23 protein-coding genes, 1 pseudogene and 2 riboswitches are annotated in these 22972 nt (G+C 36.8%); of the genes and pseudogenes, 5 read left to right on the top strand and 19 right to left on the bottom strand.

The genetic code is table 11. The features are described 5' to 3' along the window. Nucleotides 1-56: 56 nt before the first annotated feature. The 10 genes and pseudogenes from JCM21531_RS12400 to JCM21531_RS12435 all read right to left on the bottom strand — a co-directional run bounded on the left by JCM21531_RS12400 (nt 57) and on the right by JCM21531_RS12435 (nt 11091). Nucleotides 57-1640 carry an NAD(P)/FAD-dependent oxidoreductase gene (locus JCM21531_RS12400; protein WP_038290354.1) on the bottom strand — a complete coding sequence of 528 codons (1584 nt, stop codon included), beginning with the start codon at nt 1638-1640 and terminating at the stop codon, nt 57-59. Nucleotides 1641-1663: 23 nt separating this feature from the next. Then, nucleotides 1664-2869: a CdaR family protein gene (locus JCM21531_RS12405; protein ID WP_038290355.1), complete on the bottom strand. Its 1206-nt coding sequence runs from the start codon at nt 2867-2869 to the stop codon at nt 1664-1666. Further along, complete coding sequence (cdaA, locus tag JCM21531_RS12410) at nt 2866-3741, bottom strand: diadenylate cyclase CdaA (RefSeq protein WP_038290357.1); 876 nt, start codon at nt 3739-3741, stop codon at nt 2866-2868. Before cdaA ends, JCM21531_RS12405 begins: the two co-directional genes overlap by 4 nt. Nucleotides 3742-3867: 126 nt before the next feature. Further along, a pseudogene (gene amrS / locus JCM21531_RS12415) lies at nt 3868-4733 on the bottom strand (AmmeMemoRadiSam system radical SAM enzyme). 11 nt (nt 4734-4744) lie between these two features. After that, nucleotides 4745-6133: an AmmeMemoRadiSam system protein A gene (amrA, locus tag JCM21531_RS12420; protein ID WP_038290359.1), complete on the bottom strand. Its 1389-nt coding sequence runs from the start codon at nt 6131-6133 to the stop codon at nt 4745-4747. A gap of 667 nt (nt 6134-6800) precedes the next feature. Further along, nucleotides 6801-6892, top strand: a riboswitch (cyclic di-GMP riboswitch). Between the two features lie 100 nt (nt 6893-6992). Then, nucleotides 6993-7316, bottom strand: a complete 324-nt coding sequence (locus JCM21531_RS23895) for a serine hydrolase (RefSeq protein WP_279379053.1) — start codon at nt 7314-7316, stop codon at nt 6993-6995. Then, entirely contained in the window at nt 7301-7705 is a 405-nt protein-coding gene (locus tag JCM21531_RS23900; protein WP_279379054.1) for a serine hydrolase, read from the bottom strand. Before JCM21531_RS23900 ends, JCM21531_RS23895 begins: the two co-directional genes overlap by 16 nt. After that, complete coding sequence (locus JCM21531_RS22170; RefSeq protein WP_243467628.1) at nt 7603-8103, bottom strand: hypothetical protein; 501 nt, start codon at nt 8101-8103, stop codon at nt 7603-7605. The genes JCM21531_RS23900 and JCM21531_RS22170 overlap by 103 nt, the downstream gene beginning before the upstream one ends. Nucleotides 8104-8347: 244 nt before the next feature. Next, entirely contained in the window at nt 8348-9223 is an 876-nt protein-coding gene (gene dapB / locus JCM21531_RS12430; protein WP_038290361.1) for a 4-hydroxy-tetrahydrodipicolinate reductase, read from the bottom strand. A gap of 179 nt (nt 9224-9402) precedes the next feature. Further along, a riboswitch (cyclic di-AMP (ydaO/yuaA leader) is annotated at nt 9403-9532 on the bottom strand. A 308-nt stretch (nt 9533-9840) separates the two neighbouring features. After that, nucleotides 9841-11091 (bottom strand): D-alanyl-D-alanine carboxypeptidase family protein, encoded by a 1251-nt coding sequence (locus tag JCM21531_RS12435; RefSeq protein WP_038290362.1) that lies wholly within the window; start codon nt 11089-11091, stop codon nt 9841-9843. Between the two features lie 375 nt (nt 11092-11466). Here JCM21531_RS12435 and JCM21531_RS19335 point away from each other — a divergent pair, with 375 nt between their 5' ends. The 3 genes from JCM21531_RS19335 (at nt 11467) to JCM21531_RS22175 (ending at nt 12769) form a co-directional block, all read left to right on the top strand. Then, entirely contained in the window at nt 11467-11619 is a 153-nt protein-coding gene (locus JCM21531_RS19335) for a hypothetical protein (protein ID WP_173400195.1), read from the top strand. Nucleotides 11620-11756: 137 nt separating this feature from the next. Next, nucleotides 11757-12650, top strand: coding sequence for a DUF362 domain-containing protein (locus tag JCM21531_RS12440; RefSeq protein ID WP_243467629.1), 894 nt, complete (start codon nt 11757-11759; stop codon nt 12648-12650). 56 nt (nt 12651-12706) lie between these two features. Next, nucleotides 12707-12769, top strand: coding sequence for a hypothetical protein (locus tag JCM21531_RS22175; protein WP_243467638.1), 63 nt, complete (start codon nt 12707-12709; stop codon nt 12767-12769). A gap of 147 nt (nt 12770-12916) precedes the next feature. Here the strand turns inward: JCM21531_RS22175 and JCM21531_RS12445 are convergent, their stop codons facing one another. After that, a complete protein-coding gene (locus JCM21531_RS12445; RefSeq protein ID WP_243467630.1) occupies nt 12917-13567 on the bottom strand; it encodes a PilZ domain-containing protein in 651 nt (216 codons plus the stop codon). A 399-nt stretch (nt 13568-13966) separates the two neighbouring features. On the opposite strand from JCM21531_RS12445, the gene JCM21531_RS12450 reads away from it, so the two are divergent. Together JCM21531_RS12450 and JCM21531_RS12455 are read left to right on the top strand one after the other, a co-directional pair. Next, nucleotides 13967-14791: an RMD1 family protein gene (locus tag JCM21531_RS12450; protein ID WP_038290366.1), complete on the top strand. Its 825-nt coding sequence runs from the start codon at nt 13967-13969 to the stop codon at nt 14789-14791. A gap of 21 nt (nt 14792-14812) precedes the next feature. Further along, on the top strand, nt 14813-15355 hold the full coding sequence (locus JCM21531_RS12455) for an RMD1 family protein (RefSeq protein ID WP_243467631.1): 543 nt from the start codon (nt 14813-14815) through the stop codon (nt 15353-15355). A gap of 720 nt (nt 15356-16075) precedes the next feature. On the opposite strand, the gene JCM21531_RS12460 is transcribed toward JCM21531_RS12455, so the two are convergent. The 8 genes from JCM21531_RS12460 to JCM21531_RS12490 form a co-directional block, all read right to left on the bottom strand. Beyond that, nucleotides 16076-16522, bottom strand: coding sequence for a chemotaxis protein CheX (locus tag JCM21531_RS12460; RefSeq protein WP_038290367.1), 447 nt, complete (start codon nt 16520-16522; stop codon nt 16076-16078). A gap of 276 nt (nt 16523-16798) precedes the next feature. Next, nucleotides 16799-18259, bottom strand: coding sequence for a nicotinate phosphoribosyltransferase (locus JCM21531_RS12470; protein ID WP_038290370.1), 1461 nt, complete (start codon nt 18257-18259; stop codon nt 16799-16801). An 11-nt stretch (nt 18260-18270) separates the two neighbouring features. Beyond that, nucleotides 18271-18945 carry a cysteine hydrolase family protein gene (locus tag JCM21531_RS12475; protein ID WP_038290371.1) on the bottom strand — a complete coding sequence of 225 codons (675 nt, stop codon included), beginning with the start codon at nt 18943-18945 and terminating at the stop codon, nt 18271-18273. A gap of 170 nt (nt 18946-19115) precedes the next feature. After that, entirely contained in the window at nt 19116-19310 is a 195-nt protein-coding gene (locus JCM21531_RS12480; protein ID WP_038290372.1) for an H-type small acid-soluble spore protein, read from the bottom strand. Nucleotides 19311-20174: 864 nt separating this feature from the next. Further along, nucleotides 20175-20408, bottom strand: coding sequence for a hypothetical protein (locus JCM21531_RS22180; protein ID WP_243467632.1), 234 nt, complete (start codon nt 20406-20408; stop codon nt 20175-20177). Next, the gene (locus JCM21531_RS22185; RefSeq protein WP_243467633.1) at nt 20405-20572 is read right to left on the bottom strand and encodes a hypothetical protein; all 168 of its coding nucleotides are present in this window, start codon (nt 20570-20572) and stop codon (nt 20405-20407) included. The genes JCM21531_RS22180 and JCM21531_RS22185 overlap by 4 nt, the downstream gene beginning before the upstream one ends. Before the next feature lie 98 nt (nt 20573-20670). Then, nucleotides 20671-21198 carry a hypothetical protein gene (locus JCM21531_RS22190; RefSeq protein ID WP_243467634.1) on the bottom strand — a complete coding sequence of 176 codons (528 nt, stop codon included), beginning with the start codon at nt 21196-21198 and terminating at the stop codon, nt 20671-20673. A 46-nt stretch (nt 21199-21244) separates the two neighbouring features. Beyond that, the gene (locus tag JCM21531_RS12490) at nt 21245-22954 is read right to left on the bottom strand and encodes a transglutaminase-like domain-containing protein (RefSeq protein ID WP_243467635.1); all 1710 of its coding nucleotides are present in this window, start codon (nt 22952-22954) and stop codon (nt 21245-21247) included. Nucleotides 22955-22972 lie beyond the last annotated feature (18 nt).

Consider the following 22972-nt stretch of genomic DNA (forward strand, 5'->3'; position numbering starts at 1 on the left):
CATTCAAAATTTAATAACTTCAGTCAGTGTACTAATATATTATTCACATATTGCTACTAATATGAATAAGTGCTTATTATTCTCTCGGCTATTCTAATGCCGTCAACCGCTGCACTGACAATTCCGCCGGCATATCCTGCGCCCTCTCCTGCAGGATACAAACCTTTTATGCCGATTGCTTCAAGAGTATCGCCTCTTGGAATTCTGACCGGCGACGAAGTTCTGGTCTCCACTCCTGTAATCACAGCATCCTTCATGCCAAAACCTTTTATTTTTGAATCAAAATAAGGTATGGCTTTCTTCATGGAATCCGTCACAAAAGCCGGAAGACATGAATGAATATCGGTAAGATTTGTTCCCCCGGTATAACTTGGTTTGACTATCCCTAAGGATGTTGATTTTCTTCCCTCTATAAAGTCTCCAAGCCGCTGTATCGGTGCCCAATTGCAGGAACCTCCCGCATCGAAAGCCAGTCTTTCCCACTTCCTTTGAAAATCAATGCCGGCAAGGGGATGGTCGCTTCCAAAATCCCCCGGTTCCACCGATACCACAAGGGCGCTGTTGGCATTTTCCCTGTCCCTAGCAAATTCACTCATTCCATTTGTCACAATCATACCCGGCTCTGAGGCCGATGCCACAACAATGCCTCCAGGACACATGCAAAAAGAATATACTGTCCTGTCTCCAATTTTCTGAAACAGCTGATAATCTGCAGCTCCAAGTTTGGGATGCCCTGCAGCTTCTCCATACTGGGCTCTGTCAATCATTTCCTGGGGATGTTCTATTCTGACTCCTATAGAAAAGGGTTTTTGTACAAATCCAACACCTTTATCAAGAAGCATTTTGAAAGTGTCCCTTGCACTATGGCCTATTGCAAGAACTGCAACCTCACAAGGTATTTCGTCACTGTCATTTACCACAATTCCTGCTAAGCTTGCATTTTTAACAATTATTGATGTGACCTTTGAATTAAACCTAACTTCCCCGCCATATTCAATAATCCTGTTGCGCATATTTGAGACTACTTTTTTTAATACATCAGAGCCTATATGGGGCTTTGCCTTGTACAGAATTTCTTCATGAGCCCCGGATTTATAGAATTCTTCCAGTACAGTACTGCAGCGCCTGTCATTTATTCTTGTGGTAAGCTTTCCGTCAGAAAAAGTTCCCGCACCACCTTCTCCAAACTGTACATTGGTTTCCGGATCCAGCTCACCGGTCGCCCAATACCTGTCAACAGCTTGGGTGCGCTTTTCTACACACTCACCCCGTTCCAGAATCAACGGCCTATAGCCGTTTTGAGCCAAAACTAGCCCTGCAAACAGACCTGCAGGACCTGTACCTATGACCACGGGTCTGTTTTTTAGCTTTATATTTCCGGGAACCAAAACCTTTTCCGGTTCTTGCTCTAAGATCCCGACATCTGCGCTTTCTTTTATCTTTATTTTGCCTTCAATTTCAAGTGTCACAGAATAGACAAGATTGATAAAAGGTCTTTTCCTCGCATCAATAGACTCTTTTACTATCCTGAAGTTCTTAAAATCCTTCTCATTTACTTTTATTTTTTTTGAAACAAATCTTTTTAAAACATCTATATCGTCATCTAATGAAAGCTTTAAATTGCGAACAATTAACTTCATTTGCACCTCATAAGCTGTAATTGTCAGTTTCTTTTTACACTAATTTTAACATCATAGTTTTCAACAAGCTTTACGGTATCGGGAAGAACTACATTAATCGGCCTCTTATACTCCCCTTCCGACAGCCCGTTTACATCAACACTCAGTCTCAGACTTTCAGGCGCAATTTTATTTAGCTCCTGTCTGGTACCGGTCAGTGTTATTTTTATAATTTCATCCAAAACTTCATACCTAAATGAATTATTCCTTGCTGTATTATCAAATTCAATGCTTTCCTTGCCAAAAACAAATTCTCTTTCTGCCAGCTCCTCTATTACCACATCCACATAAACACTTCTTGGAGTATCGACAAGACGAACCCCCTCCGGCAGAGCAAGATTTACAATTTTAGTCATACTCTCTGAAATATTATCGATATCAATAGGCTCAGTTTTTAAATTGTCAATCTGGTCAATAATCTCAGAAGACCCCGAAATCCATGCCTTTTCCGGTACAACTCTGTGTATGCCGTCGGTGTAGTTCTTTGCCGGTCTTCCCCTTACAGCCGGAACTATAGGCACTTCTTTTGCAATCTCAATGCTGATATCGACACTTATCTTTTTATCCAACTCGGCTATTTTCTCGCCTTCCTTGTTGTAAACCAAGCACTCCTTATTTACAATAATGTCATTACTAAGATTGTCCACATCAACATAAGCCCTGACTTCACCGATGGAATTTATTATTTCATCCGGGGCTTCAATCGAAACCGTCGCCGGTATTGCATTTGACCTTACTACTTTATAACCTTCCTTCGGTTTTCCAGTGGGAACCACCTTTACAGGGAAAGGATTTTCTCCCAGCTTTTCCAGTTCTATTTCTACAACCCTGGGCGTTACTCCCTGAAAAGACACCCCGTCTTTATTTGTATAAACATTAACATACAAAAATTGAGTATTAACGTCCTCTACCTTTGAAAGGTCAACAATTGCCTCAATGTCATTAAGACCTATATTGTTAAAAGTGTTCTTCCTCCCTTTCAAACTCACAGAAACATTCCTCGGAAAGTTTTCGTTCTTTATCATTATTCCCTTTTCTCTAAGTGAACTTTCGTTTTCGATTTTTAATGGAACATTTAATTCAATCCAAGTTACCGGATTGGAACTGTCCAAAACAACAAACCAGAGAAATATGGCAAAAAATACGGATACTATCTTTAATGTCAGATCCCTCTTTAACAATTCATTCATTTGGCCTTCACCTTCCATATCCCCAGTTTCTTGCTCGGATTCGCTTTATCTAAAAGATTTTTACTTAGTGCCTTTCTCAAGGTATCCGAAGTCAAATTCCTGGTAAGCCCGCCGTTTAGAGCAACGGAAATTCTTCCGGACTCTTCCGAAACCACCACAACAATTGAATCCGAAACTTCACTTATGCCCAGTGCAGCCCTGTGCCTTGTCCCCAGCTCCTTGCTGAGATTCGGATTCTCCGTAAGAGGCAAAAAGCATGCTGCAGCTTTTATCTTGTTGTCCCTGATTACAACTGCGCCGTCATGTAAAGGTGTATTCGGTGTAAAAATATTTATCAAAAGCTCGGAAGTAACGCTTGAATCCAGATTAATCCCCGAGTTGATAATCTCCCCCAACTTTGTCTCTCTTTCTATTACAATAAGTGCTCCTGTAAAGGTTCTTGACATTTCTGTAACAGCCTTTATTATTTCCTCAATCAACGATTTTACTTTAATGGTTCTGTCCTCTTCCTCAAAGCTAAAAAGGTTTCGGAACCTGCTCCTTCCCAGTTGCTCCAGCCCTCTTCTAAACTCCGGCTGAAACAGCACCACAAGTATTATAGCCATATACTCTATAGTAAGCCTCAGTAAAAAGGAGAGGGTTTTAAAACCCAACAACTGGCTTACTCTTGCTGCAAACACAATAACAAGAATACCTTTAATGAGCTGCCATGCCCGGGTTTCTCTTATCAGCTCAATCAATTTGTATATTACAAAAGATACTATACCGATATCTATAATCGTCTTTATTAAATCCCACGGATTCTTAATATCTAAATTTGTAGATAAATTTATTAAAATGTCCCAAAAATTTACTCCTGCTAAAAAACTCATTTGAAAACCCCACTCTGCATGCCAAGGTTAAAAACTTCTTATTAAAAATTATAACTTATTTCTAAATAAATGTAAGTTTTTTAAATTAAAAAATAATTAATAATTTATTACAAAAATATTATTTTACTATACATTTCCAAGATAAACATAATCAAGATATTTTTGTGCCTCTTCCCGCGCCTTATACAGTGTCTCCTTTGGAGTTGGCGGAATATCCTGCACCTTGTAATTCGGAAAATACCTTGAAAGGTGCAGAGGTATATCCTTAGATATGGTCGAAAGCCACTTTGCCAACTGGGAAATTTCCTCCAACCATCATTCAATGTGGGAATAATAAGGGTAGTAACTTCCACATGACACTTTTTCGCCGCTATTTCCACAGTCTCCTTTACATTCTTAAGCACTCCCCCGCATATATCTTTGTAGAAGGATGCTGTATATGCCTTTACATCGATATTCATAGCATCAATATAGGGAAGCAGCGTCAAAAGAGCTTCCTTTCCTATAAAACCGTTAGTCACCAAAACGTTGGAAAGACCTTCTTTTCTTGCAAGTACAGCCGTATCATACACGAACTCATACCACACGGAAGGTTCATTGTAGGTATATGCAATCCCAATATTGCCTTTAGGCACAAGCTCCTTGGCTTTATTGACAATGTCTTCGGATGTTACATCGTAAAGTTTCGGCTCATCGTGGGCAATCACCCAATTCTGGCAAAAAGAACATTTGAGATTGCAGCCAAAAGTACCTATCGACAGTATTTTCGAACCACCCTTAAATCTGTACAAAGGCTTCTTTTCTATAGGATCTAATGCAATGGAAGAAATTTTTCCATAGTTTAAAGAATGCAAATCCCCGTCTATATTTTTCCGTGCTCTGCACACTCCAAACCTTCCTGGATTTATCGTGCAATTATGGGGGCAAAGATAGCAATGTACTTTTAAATCCTCCATTCTATTATAAAACATTGCCGGCTTTGCTGCTTCCATATCACCACTCCTTATTTATGCCTTATAACTTCGAACCTTTCCATTGTGTAATCTTCGTTTGGACCTATACCTGCCTTCTGAAGTGCTATTGACACCTGCTGCTTTGGAGTATCAACATTCTCAAGGTTTGGAAGCAGAAGCCCCGTCCTTCTTCCAGCTCTTACAATAACCCCATACCTTAACACATCCAGTTTATCAATGGAATCAATAGCTTCGGGCTCCATCAAGACATCAACAGAATAATCAAGTTCATCCAGCTCGTAGGGCTTCACAGGATAAAATCTTGGATCCGCAGTACCCGAGCTTATTGCATTATGAATTATTTCCTTTGCTATATTTTCCCTCGTTGGCGCAATAGTACCGATACAACCTCTTAATTCTCCCTTCTTCTTTATGGAAACGAAAGTTCCCGCCCTCTCCTTTGTCATTTCCTCCGGAAGACCGTCATAATCATCAAGGACCTTTCCTTCCCTTACATAAGTTTCTAAGGCTTTTCTAGCAAGGGAAACATAGGGATCAACACTCTTGCTTCTTCCCTTTATCCTCCTTTCGATTATTCTGCGGGAAGTATCTTCTTCTCCGACTCCAATTCTTGCGACCATATACCCTACACCAAATGGACCTTCATATGAATAGACCTTAGGATCTACACTATATCCATCCAGAGCCCCCAGCATTATCACAAAGGACCTAAGTCCGCACTCGGCAGCTTCATCCCGGAGTTTGTCATTAATATCAAGAATACTGTCAATATCGTCTTTTTCAATGCTCTTAACAAACAGTTCATCAAATTCTCCGGCATGTTTGTTGTATCCATAAGGCCCGTCACTTTTCAGCTTATGCGCTAAATCTCCACTTGAAACAAACACCACATTCTCATCCGAATTTCGGACAGCTTGCCCTATGCACATCCCGAACTTGTAATGCTCTTCCAGCGTAAGAGTGGACATAGCAATATGAACAAGCTTAAAATCGGAATATACCCGGCTTATATAATAAAGAGGCACCAGCGCTCCATGGTCCAGTTCTCCTGAAATACCGTACCTCTTGCCTATACCTTCATTAATTCCGCCGGCATCAAAGCCTTTCTCGTTTGCAAATTCAATAATAGATTCCGCCATTTTAAAATTATTCTCAAAGCTAAGCTTTACCTGACGCGCTCCAAACCTTCCAAAATCCCCCTTGAGTGTCTTATAGTCATTTATGAAAAAATAATCCTCAAACAAAGGGGCGTGGGAAGTTGTAAGAATAATGGTTGAAGGCTTTTCTTTTCTTATTTCCTCCGCTGCTTTTTCACAAGCTTCTATAGTCTTTTGAGCGCCTTTCTCATCGCCCTTGCCAATCTCAGGCACAATCAAAGGAGGATGAGGAAAAATATAAGAACTTATTATTTTTCCCATAACTCACATCACTACCTTCCAAAAAAATAGACGCAGTCATAACACCTACCGAAGTTATAAAAAATGTCAAAACCATAATAAATGCAATTACCCTGACTGTAGACCTCTTCATCCCATTTCACATCCTATTCTATATAGTGTTTATCCTAAACAAACATTTATTCAATTTCCCAAGCTATATTTTATAATATTTTCGAGTGCAGATAAATACCTTGACCGATAATAAATAATGCAATAATTGAAATACTTGCCATAAAGTTTGCAATTTTAGAATAAAATAAGTTAATTTTTTTTTATTTAAAGAAGGATTTTAATTTATTTTGTAGAATAAAAATTTATATGAATCTAGTAATAAAACTCATCATTAATAAAACTTTTAAAAAGACAATAAAATAATTACTCACTTCTCATGAAAACACTAGTATGGAACGATTCTCCCCTGTTGCATAGTAGTGTTTTTCTTTATTTGTCTTCTAAATAACCTAATTTAAAGAAGAGTCGAAAAATGGTGAAATTTGAAACTAATTTGATAATAGCGGCAACATTTACCTATAAGCCGTTTATTTTTTCAAATATCAAATTTGTATATCACTTGATATCTCTGATATAATAGTATTGTACATTATACTCCCCTTTATATTTGGTATAAGGAGATATAAATAGAGACTTATGAAACAGGCAAAATTACCGAAAGGTAATGACGCAAAGCCAAGGGTCTAAAGTACTGTAAATCGGTACAATGATAGCCGGGTTGCCATTAAAAGTTCTGTTTATACTCTTCTAATAATATAAAGAGGAAATAGGTCCTAAATATTTCCTTATACCATTTTGTTTTACAAGTATAATGTTCTCAAATCTACTAATCAATATCTTTTTCCGATTGAGCCACAACATAATCGTAAACTGTTTTAGAAATATTGGCTATTGCTTTATTGGCCGTTTGTTCATTTTTTACATTTTTCGTCATAACCACAATTATATACGGTCTTCCGGCATAAACGATTCCGACGTCATGCACAACACCAATATAGTTTCCCGTCTTGTGTGCGATTTTTACGTTCTTCGGAAGCAATACAGGAAGCCGGTCATAAAACTTTGTATTTATCATGTTTTTGACAAGCTCCTTGCCTAAAGGGTCACCGTTCTCGGAAAGTTCATACACCTTTTTCAGATATAGTGCCATATCCTTAGGACAAGACACGTTTTTTCGGTCATCAACCTTATGCCGCCCAATTCCCGCATATAGTTTTTGACATTTGCTTTACCCACACACCGAAGCAGCATATTTACTGCCACATTATCACTGTATACTATTGAAAGCCTAAGCAACTCCCTTACGGTAAAAGTCTTTCCGAAGGATTCTTTATTCCAAATAACCCCTGTGCCGCCTTCAAAATCTTCTTCGGTATACTCCAAAACTGTGTCTGCATCAATCTTTCCTTCCCTTATACTGTCATAAACATACAAGTTTAAAGGTATTTTAAAAGTACTGGCAGCAAAAAATTCCTCTGTATCGTTAATTCCGAATTCTCTGCCGGTATGAAGGTCAATAAATATATTCCAAAACGGCATTTGAATTTTGAAATATATTTTTGAAGCTTGCTTTTCAAAACTGCATATTCGTCTTCCGCCGATTCTTCGATGTCTTTTTCAAAATCATACTCTAAATCTTCGTAATAAAAAGGTTCTCCGATATCTTCAAGATATTCAGATTCAACATATAATGAGTCAACATCATATTCAAAAAAATCAATATCATAATCATCATAATATTGGTAAGCTTCAACATAATTAGCTTCATTGGCTTCAAAAATATCTTTATTTTCTGATAATTTCCAATACTCATACTTGCCGAACTGCCGCTGTATATAACAAACGCCACACCCGTTAAAAATGTGACTGCAAGCATAATATAGCTTCTTATTTTTCCCTGTAACCGTATAATAATCACCTGCTGCAAAACTCCTCATAAAATAATATAGTACCTGCTATATTATTTTTATACAAAAAAAACTATATTATTACAAAATTACAAAAGTCAAATTACTGCAAAAAAATAAAGCTTTAGAACCTAAAGCCCGCCGCTTACATATCAAACATATATAAAATTACATCACTTCATTAAAAATGTATTGACACCGTTATTATTGCCAATATATTAAAACTATAATACGTATCCAAAATTTCACTCAAAATAACCTTTATCTAAAAATATTACACTACATTCACAGGCGAATCCTCAACATCTCTTCTAAAGTTTTTGATTTTCCTCTTCTTTTTGCTCTGTTCTTTCTCAAGGTAGTCCTCAAGAACTTTGTGTAGATTTAGTACGTCATTCATTTCATAATAACCTACCTTGTCATGGATAAACTCAATGGCTTTTATTGCTCCCAATGCAAAAGCTCTTCTTGAAAAAGACTCATGACTTATTTCTATCTTATCGTCTTCTCCGACAATCATGACCTCATGTTTGCCAACCACGCCTCCGGCACGAACCGCATTTATGGGGATTGTGCTTTCTCTAACACGAACTCCTGCTGAATCGAGGCCCTTTTTAATCTCTCTTGCTATTTTAATTGCAGTACCCGACGGTATATCTACCTTTTTCTTATGATGGACCTCCGTAATCTGGAAATCATAATTATTTAGGATACTGGCAGCAAGATTGGTCAAAAGCATAAGTACATTTACACCCAAAGTTATATTAGGTGCATAGCAAATTGCATTGTGATATTTTCTTGTAAGTACGAACAACTTTTTTAATGAAAAATCAGAAAATCCTGTGGTCCCAACAACTATATTGACCTTCATCTTTGAGAATATCTTGGCGTTTCTAACAGTTGCTGCCGGAGTTGAAAAATCAACCAAAACATCGGGTTTCGTTTTAAATATTACCTGTTCTAAATTCTTTTCACCATCAATGATTATTCCCGAATTGCTACACCCAATAACATCGTCCAGTGATTTTCCCAAGTTTTTGCTTCCAGAGCTGCATACAACGGAAACCAACTTCATGTTTTCGTGTTCTAAAATAACCTTCGCAATTTCCTTTCCTGTCTTGCCCAGTCCTACCAGACATACTCTAATCAACTTAATTCCCCCATTTCATCTTAATTTGTAATAAATTAAACGCGCTTTTTGAAAACCTCTCCATTTTAACCCGGCAATCTGTTAGAATTAATCACCAATGGAATATATTGCCATACACGTCAAAGGCCGCAGAGAAGCTTCTGCGGCCTAATTAGCACAGCAAATGAATAGTATACCCATACTCCTCTATCAACGCCTACGAGGTTAGCTGACGGGTTTGGATCGAAAGAGTTAACCCTACTTAGCAATAGCTAAGATTCACCCCAAAAGTGGTTCCCCCGCTCAAAAATGATTCAGCGCTTATAAATATTAAGTTTTTGTATTATACCCTCTAACCTTCATACATTTTAAAGATTAATACATTATATGCAAATGAAAATAAAATGATTAACTAATGTCTGTATTATTTATCTGACCGGTTTTCTGAATACGGATGCAGTCTAATTTATCGCTTATATTCAAAAACATCAACATCCGTTATATCGGATGGTCCTTGAAAATAAATTCCAGGACCTTTGCCCCTTGAACAACTCTAAATAGCAAAGTTTCAAAAACTTTTTCCTTTGCATTATATCAAATTGCCAAATATATGTCAATAAAAATAAGACAACTCAAAACTAATTGCCTCCCGACTTGTAAACAAGCCTTGAAAAAGCCCTCTTTATCAACCTTACTATATGATAAATAATAATGAATATCTCTATTGCAAAAAGAATACACAGCAATACGGCAATATCTCTATATTCCCTTACCTGATTGAGCAATGACTCAAACCACCCCACCGAAGAATAAACATCAACAGCCGGATGGAGACTTACTTCAATAACCGTTCCATCCTCCAAAAAATACTTTGCTATACCTAAAACGTCACTCTTTAATACCGGAGGAGTAAAGTTTTCCGCAACTTTAAACTCAATATCTTTTATATAATTCTCCCCGGCGGGATAGGTATAGTAATAATCACCTATACTAACCAAATCTATGACTTTATCACCAACAGTAACCTTCTTCAAAGGCTGTCCCATCGATACCAAAATGCCTGTCCTAAAGTTTAAAAAACCATAATCCAGAAGCTTTATCGAATCATCATACAGGCTCTCTTCCGGCGAATCAAGCACTATGCATATCAACCTTTGGCCGTTCCTTGTGGCTGTGGTAATTGCTGTTTGGCGGTCTTTTTCATTATAACCGGTCTTTCCTCCGTCAACACCATCATAGCTCCAAAACAACTCATTGCTGTTTATCAAAATCTGTGTTCCGTCAACCCATGGTCTGGCCTTGGATGAAAAAATCTCGTTGAAGGTATTGGACTTTGTTATGGCATATCTTATTAAGATAGCCAAATCATAAGCTGTTGTGTATTGTTTTTCATCATACAAACCCGTGGGATTTGTAAAATAAGTATCCTCCATTTCAAGCTCTCTGGCCTTCTTGTTCATAAGCTCAACAAATCCCTTCTCATCTCCGCCTATATGCTCAGCCAGAACATTGGCACTGTCATTGGTAGAACCCAGCAAAACCGAATATATCAAGTCTTCAACCGGATACTTGCCGCCAACCTCAAGATTTAACACAGCCCCTTCAACAGAAACAGCCTTTTTACTGACAGTGGCATTTGTGTTCAGTTGATTTTGCATCTTTTCCAAAGCTATAAGTCCGGTCATAATTTTATTTGCACATGAAATATGAAGTTTTTCCCTTGGGTTCTTTTCATAAAGTATTTGCCCCCTCTGCTCTTCCATCAAAATAGCGGAAAGAGCCTTGATCTCCGGAGCTTCTGCGACTCCAAAAACCGAGCCTTCAAAGGAACATAAAATCAACATAACTACCATTAAGCATTGAATTCGCGCCAAGATTTTTTTATACATATCCTACCCCATCTGTTTCTTTTTTGTAGAAAATTAATGTTTATATAGTTAACGAAATATTTATTTGAATTTACAGGTATATTGCTTTAACATTATTATAGTACTTTAATTCCATTAATACAACTTATAATATCATAGAATTATACACCATTCATTAAAAATTGCTTTTACATCTTTGTCTTTTGGAGTTCTTACAACCCATATAAGAATCAGCTTTGCTTGCTTTTCAAAATATTAACACTTTAAAGCCGTAATCTATATAGTTCCCTTAATGGATAATTTTACTCGGTTATTTTGTGTTATGTTAAAAATTCTTTTTTACTTTTCTGCATTACTTTTTACGATTCAGGAAAACTAAAATCGGGAGGTGAAATTATGGCTAAAAACAAAAACAAGCAAAAAAACAATATCAAAGAAGCACAGGGCAAATACGAATTTGCAAATGACCAATTGGGAGAAAACACTGAGTCTAGATACGAAGAGTTGAAGCAGGATAAAAAAGCAGGCAAGAAATCAGGTAAGAAATAGTCTTGTAAAAAAACTGCAAACAAGTAGTGTTTAAGTAACACCGCTTGTTTGCTTTTTTCATTTTATGTCCCCCTTTAAATTCTTATCAATATGTGCTAGTATAGACTATAAAATAAATCAAAAGGTGGTTAACAGAAATGTCAAAAGTGGCTTTAATCAGATGTGAAAGCTATGACTACAACGCAGTTAAATCAGCTGTAAAAAGGGGGCTTGACCTTATTGGAGGTCCACATAAATTTGCAGCACCCGACGAAAAAATACTCTTAAAACCCAATCTTGTTACTGCAGACCCTCCGGAAAGATGCAGCACAACTCATCCTTCTGTATTTAAAGCCGTGGCAGAACTATTTATGGAAGCGGGAATAACTAATCTTGCTTACGGTGATTCTCCAGGCATTCACAAACCCATAACAGCTGCCAGAAAAGCAGGATTGGAAAAAGCCGCAAATGAACTTGGAATTAAATTTGCAGATTTTTCGGAAGGGAAGGAAGTTTTCTTCGAAAACGCGATTCAAAATAAAAAATTCATAATAGCAAACGGTGTCCTTGAGAGCAATGGCATAATTAGTTTGCCCAAACTGAAAACCCATGGTTTTGCCAGGATGACAGGATGTGTGAAAAACCAGTTCGGATGCGTACCGGGGCCGTTAAAAGGAGAGTTTCATGCCCGAATCCCCAGCATGATCGACTTTTCAAAAATGCTTGTGGACCTTAATGTTTATTTAAAACCGCGTCTTTTTGTCATGGACGGAATCATGGCAATGGAAGGCAATGGTCCTAGAGGCGGAACTCCCAAAAAAATGAACGCAATACTTATATCCTCAGATCCAATTGCTTTGGACGCTACGGTATGCAGGATGATAAACCTAAACCCTGAGTTTGTTCCTACAATAGTATTTGGAAAAGAATCGGGCCTTGGCACCTATAATGAGAATGAAATTGAAATTGTCGGAGATGATATTCAAAGCTTTATAACCCCTGACTTTGATGTAAGAAGAGAGCCTGTTAAGCCTTTAAGCCCGGCGGAGTAATACAGTTTTTCAGAAATTCCATCGTACCGAAACCTTACATCAAAAAACCCAAATGCATAAAATGCGGAGTATGTGTAAACGTATGTCCGGTAAAACCAAAGCTTTGGCTGGCGCAATAATAACAAAAAGGAGGCTCCAACATATACTTACAGAAGATGCATAAGGTGTTATTGCTGTCAGGAGCTTTGCCCGGAAAGTGCAATTCACATCAAAGTTCCATTTATCCGCAAGTTTTTTTACAACCCCAACAAGAAATAAAATTTTGATTACAGGCTATTCTTCAGATCCTTTAAAAACTCTGTCTGCATGCCCTTTATACTCTGAAGATAAAGCCTTATCAGATTTTGATTTTGGGCATCAATATTTGTTATTTTGAGTCCATATTCAAAATACTTTGCAAATGCTTCCTTTCTCACAATATCTGACCTCAGAGAAATAACGGTCTTGTCAACATCATTGTCTATTTTTACTTCCTGAAATGTCGGATATATTATGACCTCGATGTTCTTTTTCAAAGGGAAGTCGGCATTGGTGTTAATCATCAGACCGTCAAAGCTCATATTCTTAATTGTGGCAACATTGATTTTGTCAGAGTCATCACATCTAATCTTTGCATAAAAGGACACGGGAAACCTTTCATACTCCCGCTGCTCCTTTAGAGATCTTACAGCTTCAATTTTCAACTTTATATAGCTGCAATCAGGATCTATTCCGGCTACAATACAACTTGCTATGTATACTTCATCATTTTCCTCATAACCTAATACAACAGGGTCATTTTCAAGGAAATTTAACACAGCAAACTCCCTTACAAGCTTTACTACCAGCAAATCCTTTTCAACTTGAAGCACTACACTTTTAAACCATGTCTTGCCGGAATAGTGCCGAATAGATGCAATTTCTCCAACTTTCATCATTCATTGCCCTCCTGTGATATAAAGAAAAACTTGCATTTTAAGGTATGCATTACCCTTTTTATAATTTCTACAAACACATATAAAAATCCTTCTTTTTTCAACATTCCTTGCCGTTGCGTCTTTTTAAGCTCTGCATAAAGCACTTTCAAAAAATCAATTGTCATATAATTTACCGTACAATCATAGTATTATTTGAAAAATTTATAAACAACTTAAAGTATCTGCTTTTCATTGCTGTTTTATTGTGGTATAATTGTCGTAACAAGAATTTCCTTTTGTAATTAAATGCCTTTCCTCTTGTTATATTATACCACTGATATTGTTACTGATTTTTAAGCAATCTATAAAAGAAATAATACTAGCAATACGTTTAAAATTTAAAACTGAAGGTGATTGTGCTTGGATAAAATGGTTTTTAAGGCCTATGCAGTAACAAACGAAATAGACCTGAACAAGATTGCCGCCAAATGCAATATCCCTAAAAAATATACTTGGGAAGAGCCTCTTGTCCTCAACGAAAATGTTTTATCCTCGATTTTTAACAAGGACGTTCCCGAAGGCCAGAAAATTCTCGTTTTCTCTTTTGGAAGCATTGTTTTTATAAACTCTCCTTCCGAAGATGAAAAGCTTTTTATCGAATATTTGAAAAAAGAAAAGATTGATATTGACGTCGAAAACTACAAGCAGTATTCCGACGATTATGAACTTCAAGTTACGGAAAATGCCGAAATAGAACTCACTGACAGTTACCTGACCGTACCTAAGTTTGAAGTTTTTTATCCTGAGCTTGTTTCTACTGTTATTGCAAAGTCAGTGGCCTTAGAAAAAACCGAAGAACACTTAAGCACAATCTTGGATAAATTGGAAACCATGATTGACAAGCTGGAAAAAGGGAAACTCAACGTCGGAAATAAAGAAATTGCAAAAACTACATCAAAAATTGTACGTCACGAGTATAATACCATAGCTTACATAATGATACTGGACAAACCGGATATCACCTGGACCAACAGCGACGCAAAAACTCTTTATGACATGATGTCGGAATTTTTCGAACTAAATGACAGATATATAACATTAAAAGAAAAAACCGACATACTAAACAATGTACTGAGCGGTTTTTCGTCAATAAGTCATTCTATTAGAGGACTTTTCGTCGAGTGGGTGATAGTTATCCTGATATTTGTGGAAATAATCCTTATGGTAGCAGACTTATTAAAGTGATTGGATGGGGAATTGGTAAATATGAAGACAGTCCGTTTTATAAGCTACAAGGTTGCAGCCTCTCTTCCTTTAGATAAGATTGCTGCCTTCCTTAAAACCAATATGAAATTTAAATGGAATGAATATATATTGGTAACCGGCGATCAACTTGACGCAATTTTAAAATACCACAGCGAGGAAAAAGCCGTTTATCTTTTCAAGTACGGCTGTATTTCCTTTGTCAATTTTATGGATAAAGAAATTTACAGCTTCCTTAAGTATTTAGAATCAATAACATCAAAAATGAACTACAACCTGATGCCCAAATATCACGAAAGTCACAATATCATAATCGATGAAAATTTAAATTGCAGCCTGTGGGAAAATACTGCCATAAAGGTTGATTACGACAAGAATATAGATCACGTTGTATCCATCGTTTTGGCAAGGTCAACACAAATGTCCTTCTTTGAAACACAGCTGAATACTATGCTGGATAACGCAGAAAAATTTGTAATTTTGCTTCAGAAAGGACGTCTGTTAACATTTACTAAAAAATCCTATACCATCATGCTAAAATTCTGAGATTTGAATTTGAAAGCCTAAGCTGTATCAGAATCTTTGAACATCCGGTACTTGACAAACACAGTATAAAGTCGAACGAAGTATATGATGCCCTTGCAGAATATTATGAATTCAGTGACCGGTTCAACATTATGCAAGGCAAAATAAAAGACCTGAGAAAAATCGTGGGTATATACTCATCATTAAGCTACAGTCAAACGGAAAATCGCCTGCTTTTTTTCGAAATGTACTGCTGTCTCTATTTTCATTAGCCCACATAATATAAATTTCAAATCAAAATCCAATCAGTCTACATAAAAAACTTATGTTAAAGAAAGATGGAGAAAGCATTTTATGCTTTCTCCATCTTGTAGTTAGACAGTATTGGTTATTATGAGATTTATAAAGAAATACAAAATAACCATAATTAGAATAGAGTATTCAATTCTAATAATAATGTGTGCATTTATATGCACAGGGGGTAAAAACTTATGCTTTATTTATAATAAGAGAAAAACGCTATATAATCAATGAAATATTTATTCCTCCAATAGAGAATTATTCATCATTCGCCAATCGTATCCCAAGGATATTTATTTGTAAACGATTAAACAGCAGAACCTGCATAAAGAATAATCTTTATGCAGGTTCCGCTGCTATCACAAAGAGGGAATAAGTATATTGGTTATGTATGCCCTTACGTCCTAAAATAAACGGAATTAAGCAAAAAACAACCAATCACTATTCGATGTCAAATAATATATCCATTGACTGTCCACCCATGTCAAAAATCAACTTGTTTGCGCTTGACCCTTGAAGCAAAATAGAAATTCCCTCCCCGATGACAAGCGTTGGTGTAGAAATATAAATTACGGATTTTATGTCCACTCTACTAAAAGCATTTCCTGCAATTATATTAAGCAATTCACCCATTGCACTTTTAACCATATCATTAACTTCCGTAAATTTTATACCTCCCAACATGGCCGACGCTATAGCCAAAGCTGATTCTTTGTTTGCTGTTACAATCAAATTGCCGCTCAGTGCTCCGTTAACTCCCATAACAACATTCAAATACTCGGTACCAACCAAGCCATGCCTCTTATCTTTCTCAGCAAACATAGGAGGAATCCCGTATTCGGACAATACTTCCATTGTTGTTTCAATAAAGGCACTCTTAACGTCCATTGTTTGCACTCCTCTATAATAATGGAATTGCCCGCCAAACTCCAATAACAGAAAATTTTGAACTGCCGGTGCAAATACCTATGATGAAAACAATTGATGACAAGTCAGCTGCAAAATGCAATTGATGAGTTGTTTTATCATAAGATGTTAGAAAAATTTTCTATTGTATATTATATATATTATTATACGACCTGGCAGTTCAATTTCCTTCTGAATAATGAGAAAAAAATATATAAAAATCTTAATGATTTTTGTGTTTTTTCACAGAAAGAATATTTATAATAAAGTATGTTCCTTAAGTAGCCTATCCTTGATATTCCACAATTCTTCACTCAGGTCTACATAATATTTGTGCGGGTTTTCAAACCTTAATACTTCATCCCAAAGGGTATCAATCTGTTCTAAGCAGTAGTTGCGAATTTCACCTATTTCGGGTGCTTCATATACACATCTTCCTTTATAGAAAATCTGAACCTGAAGCTCTTTTGCATAAAAATCTGTCAAAGTCTTTCTCTTCCAAGTATGCTCCGGATCAAAAATCTCATATGGCTTGCTGTCGTCAATGACCTCACCGGCATTTACGATAACATCTGCGATAGCCTTGTTATTCTTCCGTTCAAACAATCTGAAAACCTTTTTGTATCCAGGGTTGGTTATCTTTACCACATTCTCACTCATCTTTATTTTGGGAACTACAGCTCCGTTTTCCTCAACTGCCACAAGCTTATACACTCCTCCGAAAACAGGTTCGCTCCTCGAAGTTATTAATCTTTCGCCCACACCGAAAACATCAACCTGCGCTCCCTGCTGCAAAATATCTCTGATTATATATTCATCAAGGGAATTCGATGCCACAATTTTACAATCAGAGAATCCTGCGGCATCAAGCATTTTCCTTGCCTCTTTTGAAAGATATGCAATATCTCCCGAATCAATCCTTATCCCTTTGGGTCTGAATCCTCTTGGCACAACTTCTTCGTTAAACACTTTGATGGCATTTGGTACTCCGGATTTTAGTACATTATATGTGTCCACAAGAAGAGTGCAATTATCGGGATAAACTCTTGCATAGGCTCTGAAGGCCTCAAGCTCCGAAGGAAAAAGCTGAACCCAACTGTGAGCCATTGTTCCCGAAGCAGGCACTCCAAACTCCTTATCCGCTATGGCACATGCGGTACCAACACATCCCCCGATATATGCCGCCCTTGCCCCCAACACTGCTCCGTCATAACCTTGAGCTCTTCTGGTACCGAATTCAAGTACAGGTCTTCCCTGCGCCGCCCGGACAATTCTGTTGGCTTTGGTAGCTATAAGGCTCTGATGATTAACAGTAAGCAAAATCATTGTCTCTATAAATTGTGCCTGAATAACCGGACCCCTTACCGTTATAATAGGTTCGTTGGGGAAAATAGGAGTTCCCTCGGGTATTGCCCATATATCGCAGCTAAACTCAAAATCTTTGAGATACTTTAAAAAGCCTTCGCTAAAGATGCCCTTACTCCTTAAAAACTCAATATCGTCATCATCAAACTTGAGATTGCTTATATATTCAATAACCTGAGCCAATCCGGCCATTATGGCAAAACCGCCATTTTCAGGAACTCTCCTGAAAAACATATCAAAGTAAGCAATTTTGTCCCCAAGCCCGTTTTCAAAATAGCCGTTTGCCATTGTAAGCTCATAAAAATCAGTGAGCATGCTTAGGTTTTCATTCTGGTTCCAGTTGATTTTTTTCATTATTATCCCCCCTATTCAACAACGTCTTGCACAACCTCGACTCCATTGATTATCATATTGTATGCCGCCATAACATTCATCAAGTTCCTGTCATGTGTTCCCAAGTCATAGGTATCAACTGCTTTTAACGGAACTAAAACTCTTGCTTTTTTGTTATTCTTGTTAAAGTATGCTTTAAGTGTAATTGCAAACTGCTGTACACAGATATCGGTACAATCTCCGGTTAATATGAAGGTATTGATATCGGGGTTTTCTAAAAGCCAGTTTCCGAAAGCTTCTTCCAGGAACCCGTTGGTAGAATTTTTTTCGATAAGAGTATATCCGCCGATATTTTTTATTTCATCCACTATTTCGCTTTCCGCAGTGCCTTTTAAGCAATGTTTGGGATATGCATCAAACTCCGGCGATTCATCGGTATGACAGTCTGCAAAAGCGATTTTCGGAATTTTATACTTGTCGCAAGCTGTGCTGAGTTTGCATATTTTAGGTATAAGTTCTTCGACGGCATCGCTTTTAAGGGCTCCTTCTTTTGCAAAACCGTTTGTCATATCAATAATAACCAAAACAGCCTTATCGGTTTCAATTTCATCAAATTTTACAACAGGCAGCTTTTCAAGCATATCCAGAATTGATATCAGAGTATCATTGCTCTTTTGTAAAAATTCATTTCTTGCCAGGTTTTTCATAAAACCTCCCCCTTTTCTTTTATAGCTATTATAATTAATTTGAAATACTTCACAGTTGTTATTATTATTTTGTTATTATCATTATAATACTACATTGTAATAATGTCAATAAAAATTTTCAGGGGGAGGCAACAAATTATATAAAAATGGATTGCTCTGGAGGTAAGGGTTTAATTGCTGTTTTTCGGCAATTCCTTTTCCACCAGCATATATAAAGGTACGTCCTTCTCCTCGTTTGTATGGATAAAGGAAACATGAGCCATATTATTGTCCATTACCTTTTCAATCCATACCGGTGATCCTTGGTGGAGCACCTCAATAATTTGTTGGGACTCAAGAATTTGATGCGCTCTTATAGCATCCATTTATATATCATCTCCTGTTTTTTTATTATATTAAATTCCATTGAATAATTGGATTTTTAGCAGCAATATTGAGTTTTCATTGCTTTATTCATAGTATTGCCTATTTGACATCTTAATATTTTATTATAAAATAATAAGTTTATTATATTCATTTATGTGGATAAGTTGTTATATAATTAAAGCAAGGGAGAAAGACTATAGAAGCAGTATTTGAGAAAGTAAAAGAAATTTTATTAATTAACGTTTTCAATTGTTTTTGATAAGTAAGATCTTACTATATTATATTATTTTCTAAGTTGTTGTTTCTTTCATCTTATTTTGAGTCGGTTCATCTAAGGGAGTGGATCGGCCTTATCACAAGGACTTGCAAAGACTACTTGTCGCCGCCGTTATCTAGGCTAGGGGTGGACAAGAAGTCGGAGCTAAGGGAAGTTCAAGCAAGTCCAAATAATCAAGGGGAGTTTTAATAAGAAAAGTAATATTTTTGGGGGAGTGTTCAGCGAGTTTCTTTGTGTACGTACACAAATTAAATTTTAAAAAGTAAAGAAAGAAGTTAGAGAAAAAAATTTAGAAAGAGAAAAAAATGAGAGAAAGAAAGTTATAGAAAGAGATTTATATAGAGATTTAGAAATTAATGAGAGAGAATTTGATTTTATTTTGAAAATGAGAGAAATTGGTATCCTTTTTAGGGAGGAATAATTGTGAAAAATTTGAAAGCCAAATTGATTTTTGCATTTTTGGTCGGAGCTACTATTATCGGTCAAATTGCAACTGTAGCAGAAGCTTCTTGGTACAGGTGGAGATAATTTGGAAATATCAAGCTGTTGCAAAATTAATTTGATAAATTAATTTTGCAACAGTTTTTTATTGTGTGGATTTATTTCTTCTTTCCTTTTCTCTTTCAAACTCCTGCATATCCCTGATAAAATTCAGCTGAGTCTCTGTTCTTATTACACCCCCGGCTTTATTTACAATGCTATTAAGACGCGAAGAATCATCGGATGATTTGTTTGCCGCCGAGCTTTCCATTATTTCCCTTAGTTGCTCAAACTCCTCTTTTTGAAGCCCAAGATAGTTTCTGCATACCGGGCATATCAAAAGTAGTTGATTCTATAGGGTATCACAGGAATAAAAAACAATGTAAACCAAATAGTCATTTTCTGTAAATACCAGTTTGCTTCGTTATTGCAGTTATTGCACTGAATTTTTCGGACCGGACCATAATTTTTTGATGTCTTAAATCCCCATCCAATGATAATCATATGAAACCTCCCTTAAGCTAATAGACTTTTTAAAATGCAACACAAAACACAAATCATAAAGCCACAGCAACAACTTGTTTTTTACATCATATGCGGTTTTAAACAAACCAAAAATACTTAAGCAGATTGAACCATTTCAAACGCCCCTTTATATAATCCACAACATTCCCGTAAAGAGCGATTCCCAGCTTGATATCCTCAACCGATGGCCCAATCTTAGCATATTTTGATTTATTAAATACCTCAATAAAGTCCGAAACATCTATTCCACTTTCCTTGTAAACCCTTTGTCCGTACTGCAAAGGTGTCTCGTTCAAATCCCTATTAAGGTTTACAATACTAAATAATTTTATTATTCTTGATAGGATTCTGTCAACTGACTTGCTTGCATCAAGTCTCAGCATCCTTTTCTTCCACGAGTGAATATACACTTTTCTTAAGACCCATATCCAAAACAGTAAAGTAAAAAGGAAAAACGGTATAAACAAAACCCTAACCCAAGGCGGTACAATTTCAATAACATTCATAACTGCATTGGCAAACGATATCAGTGCGGATTGAACTTTTCCAAAGAAAACAGTCAACGCATCTTGCTCCATAACACTCACGGTAGGTTCAAAAACCATCCATCCATATCCGGGTATATAAATCTCCGGAAAAGCATGGGCATCTTTATCCTACCACAAACCGCCCGATACTGCTGTCAAACTCATCCGCTACATATCCTTCCGAATATCTTGCCGGCAAACCACATGCCCTGGCCAACACCACCATGGCAGATGCATAGTGAATGCAAAAACCTTTTCTGCTCTCAAAAAGGAAAAAATCTATTGCATCGGCGCCGCTCGGTATACGGGGAGGATTCAGTTCATAAACATAATCCGAATTATGAAAATATTGCTCAATAGCCAACGCCTTATCATAATGGCTTTCCTTTCCCTCCGTTATACTTTGAGCCAAGTTGTAAACTCTTTCAGATATATTCTGGGGCAATTGGGTATAATTCTCATACACACTTTTCAAATCCTCGGCCGTATCGTATAACACCTTCAAATTATCATAGCTTATTTCAATGGACTCACCATTACCCTTTTTGAATGTTTCCATGTTCAGCAAAGACTCAGCCCGCGTTCTGTCCAGAATTTCTATAAGCTTGTGCTCAAAAGAATTTTTGATTATTCTCTGGGTCATGTATTCTACATCATAACTCTTCCATCGAATTTGCGTATCCATCTCTCGGATACTGCAGCTTCCAAGCTTATTCATAAATATATTTTCGGAATTGCCATATTCCGAATAAACATCAATTGCTCCTATGGGTATAGGAATTATTTTAGTCGAAAAATTGTTTACATTTATTACGGTTGCTTTTCTCTTGGCCTGGGAAGTCGAAGCATAATTCCAAATTTCCGAAGTTTCCGGTATTGATGACAGTACAATTCCTTCTTCCCTTGCCTTCTTTATGAGGCTTGCAAATACATTATACTTAATTCCGTCATTGTAGAAATTTTCGATAGGCTTGTATTCCTGTAAATCTTTATTCCCAACCTTCCATACATTATCCTCATATTTATCCCAGCTCTGAATTTTCAGATACAAAGGCTCTTCTGCCGCAACTTCAAAAAGTATCCTGTCGCTTAGAGGAGCACTCAGAGAGTCCAGTTGGCTCTGTGTTTTGAGGCTTAAAGGATTATAAAGATTGCTGTTTATACCCTGGAACAAGTTCTGCTGCGCTGCCGCCGCTCCGCCCAGAGGCTGCACAACCTGTTCTATTACCGCATTTACATAAGCAAGCCTTGGAATTACACTCGGTTTTGGGGTAACCAGCGAAATAAGAAACACTATCAGAAGAAAAAGGGACATTGACATATAATACCATTGATTGATTTGAGTTTTATGCCCCTGCGTTTCCGCTCTTTTCTTTCTTGTACGCTCAAAATACAGCAGAAAGAACAGTAAAATATATACTACAAAATGTATTGTTATTCCTTTTGCAGTTCTCGCTGAATGAACTAAAAAAGAAATAAGGCCGTTCATAAAGACTACTGCTACCCGGTAGCGTATTATCGTAAAATAATAAATCGTCGAAGCATAGCCATAAACAGCAAAAAGAAAAATAATAAGATTGATGCTTCCCACGTTTGCAGCAATCTGACATATAACCAAATACAAAAAAGAAAATGCAAAAAACAGCAATACTTTTATTCTGCTGTGTTTTTGCGCAAAGTTGTAAGATGCAAAAATCACACAGGTAAAAATAACCGCAATAATCAAGACTCCTATATCAAACACGCCAAACATAGTTCTTGATGTCCAGTTTATCAAAGCCACAGATATTGCTATTGGAAGTATTTGATTTTTTAACCTGTGTGTACTTTCCATTATTTTACCCCCTCAATC

Source organism: Acetivibrio straminisolvens JCM 21531 (assembly GCF_000521465.1).
Taxonomy (GTDB): Bacteria; Bacillota; Clostridia; order Acetivibrionales; family Acetivibrionaceae; genus Hungateiclostridium; species Hungateiclostridium straminisolvens.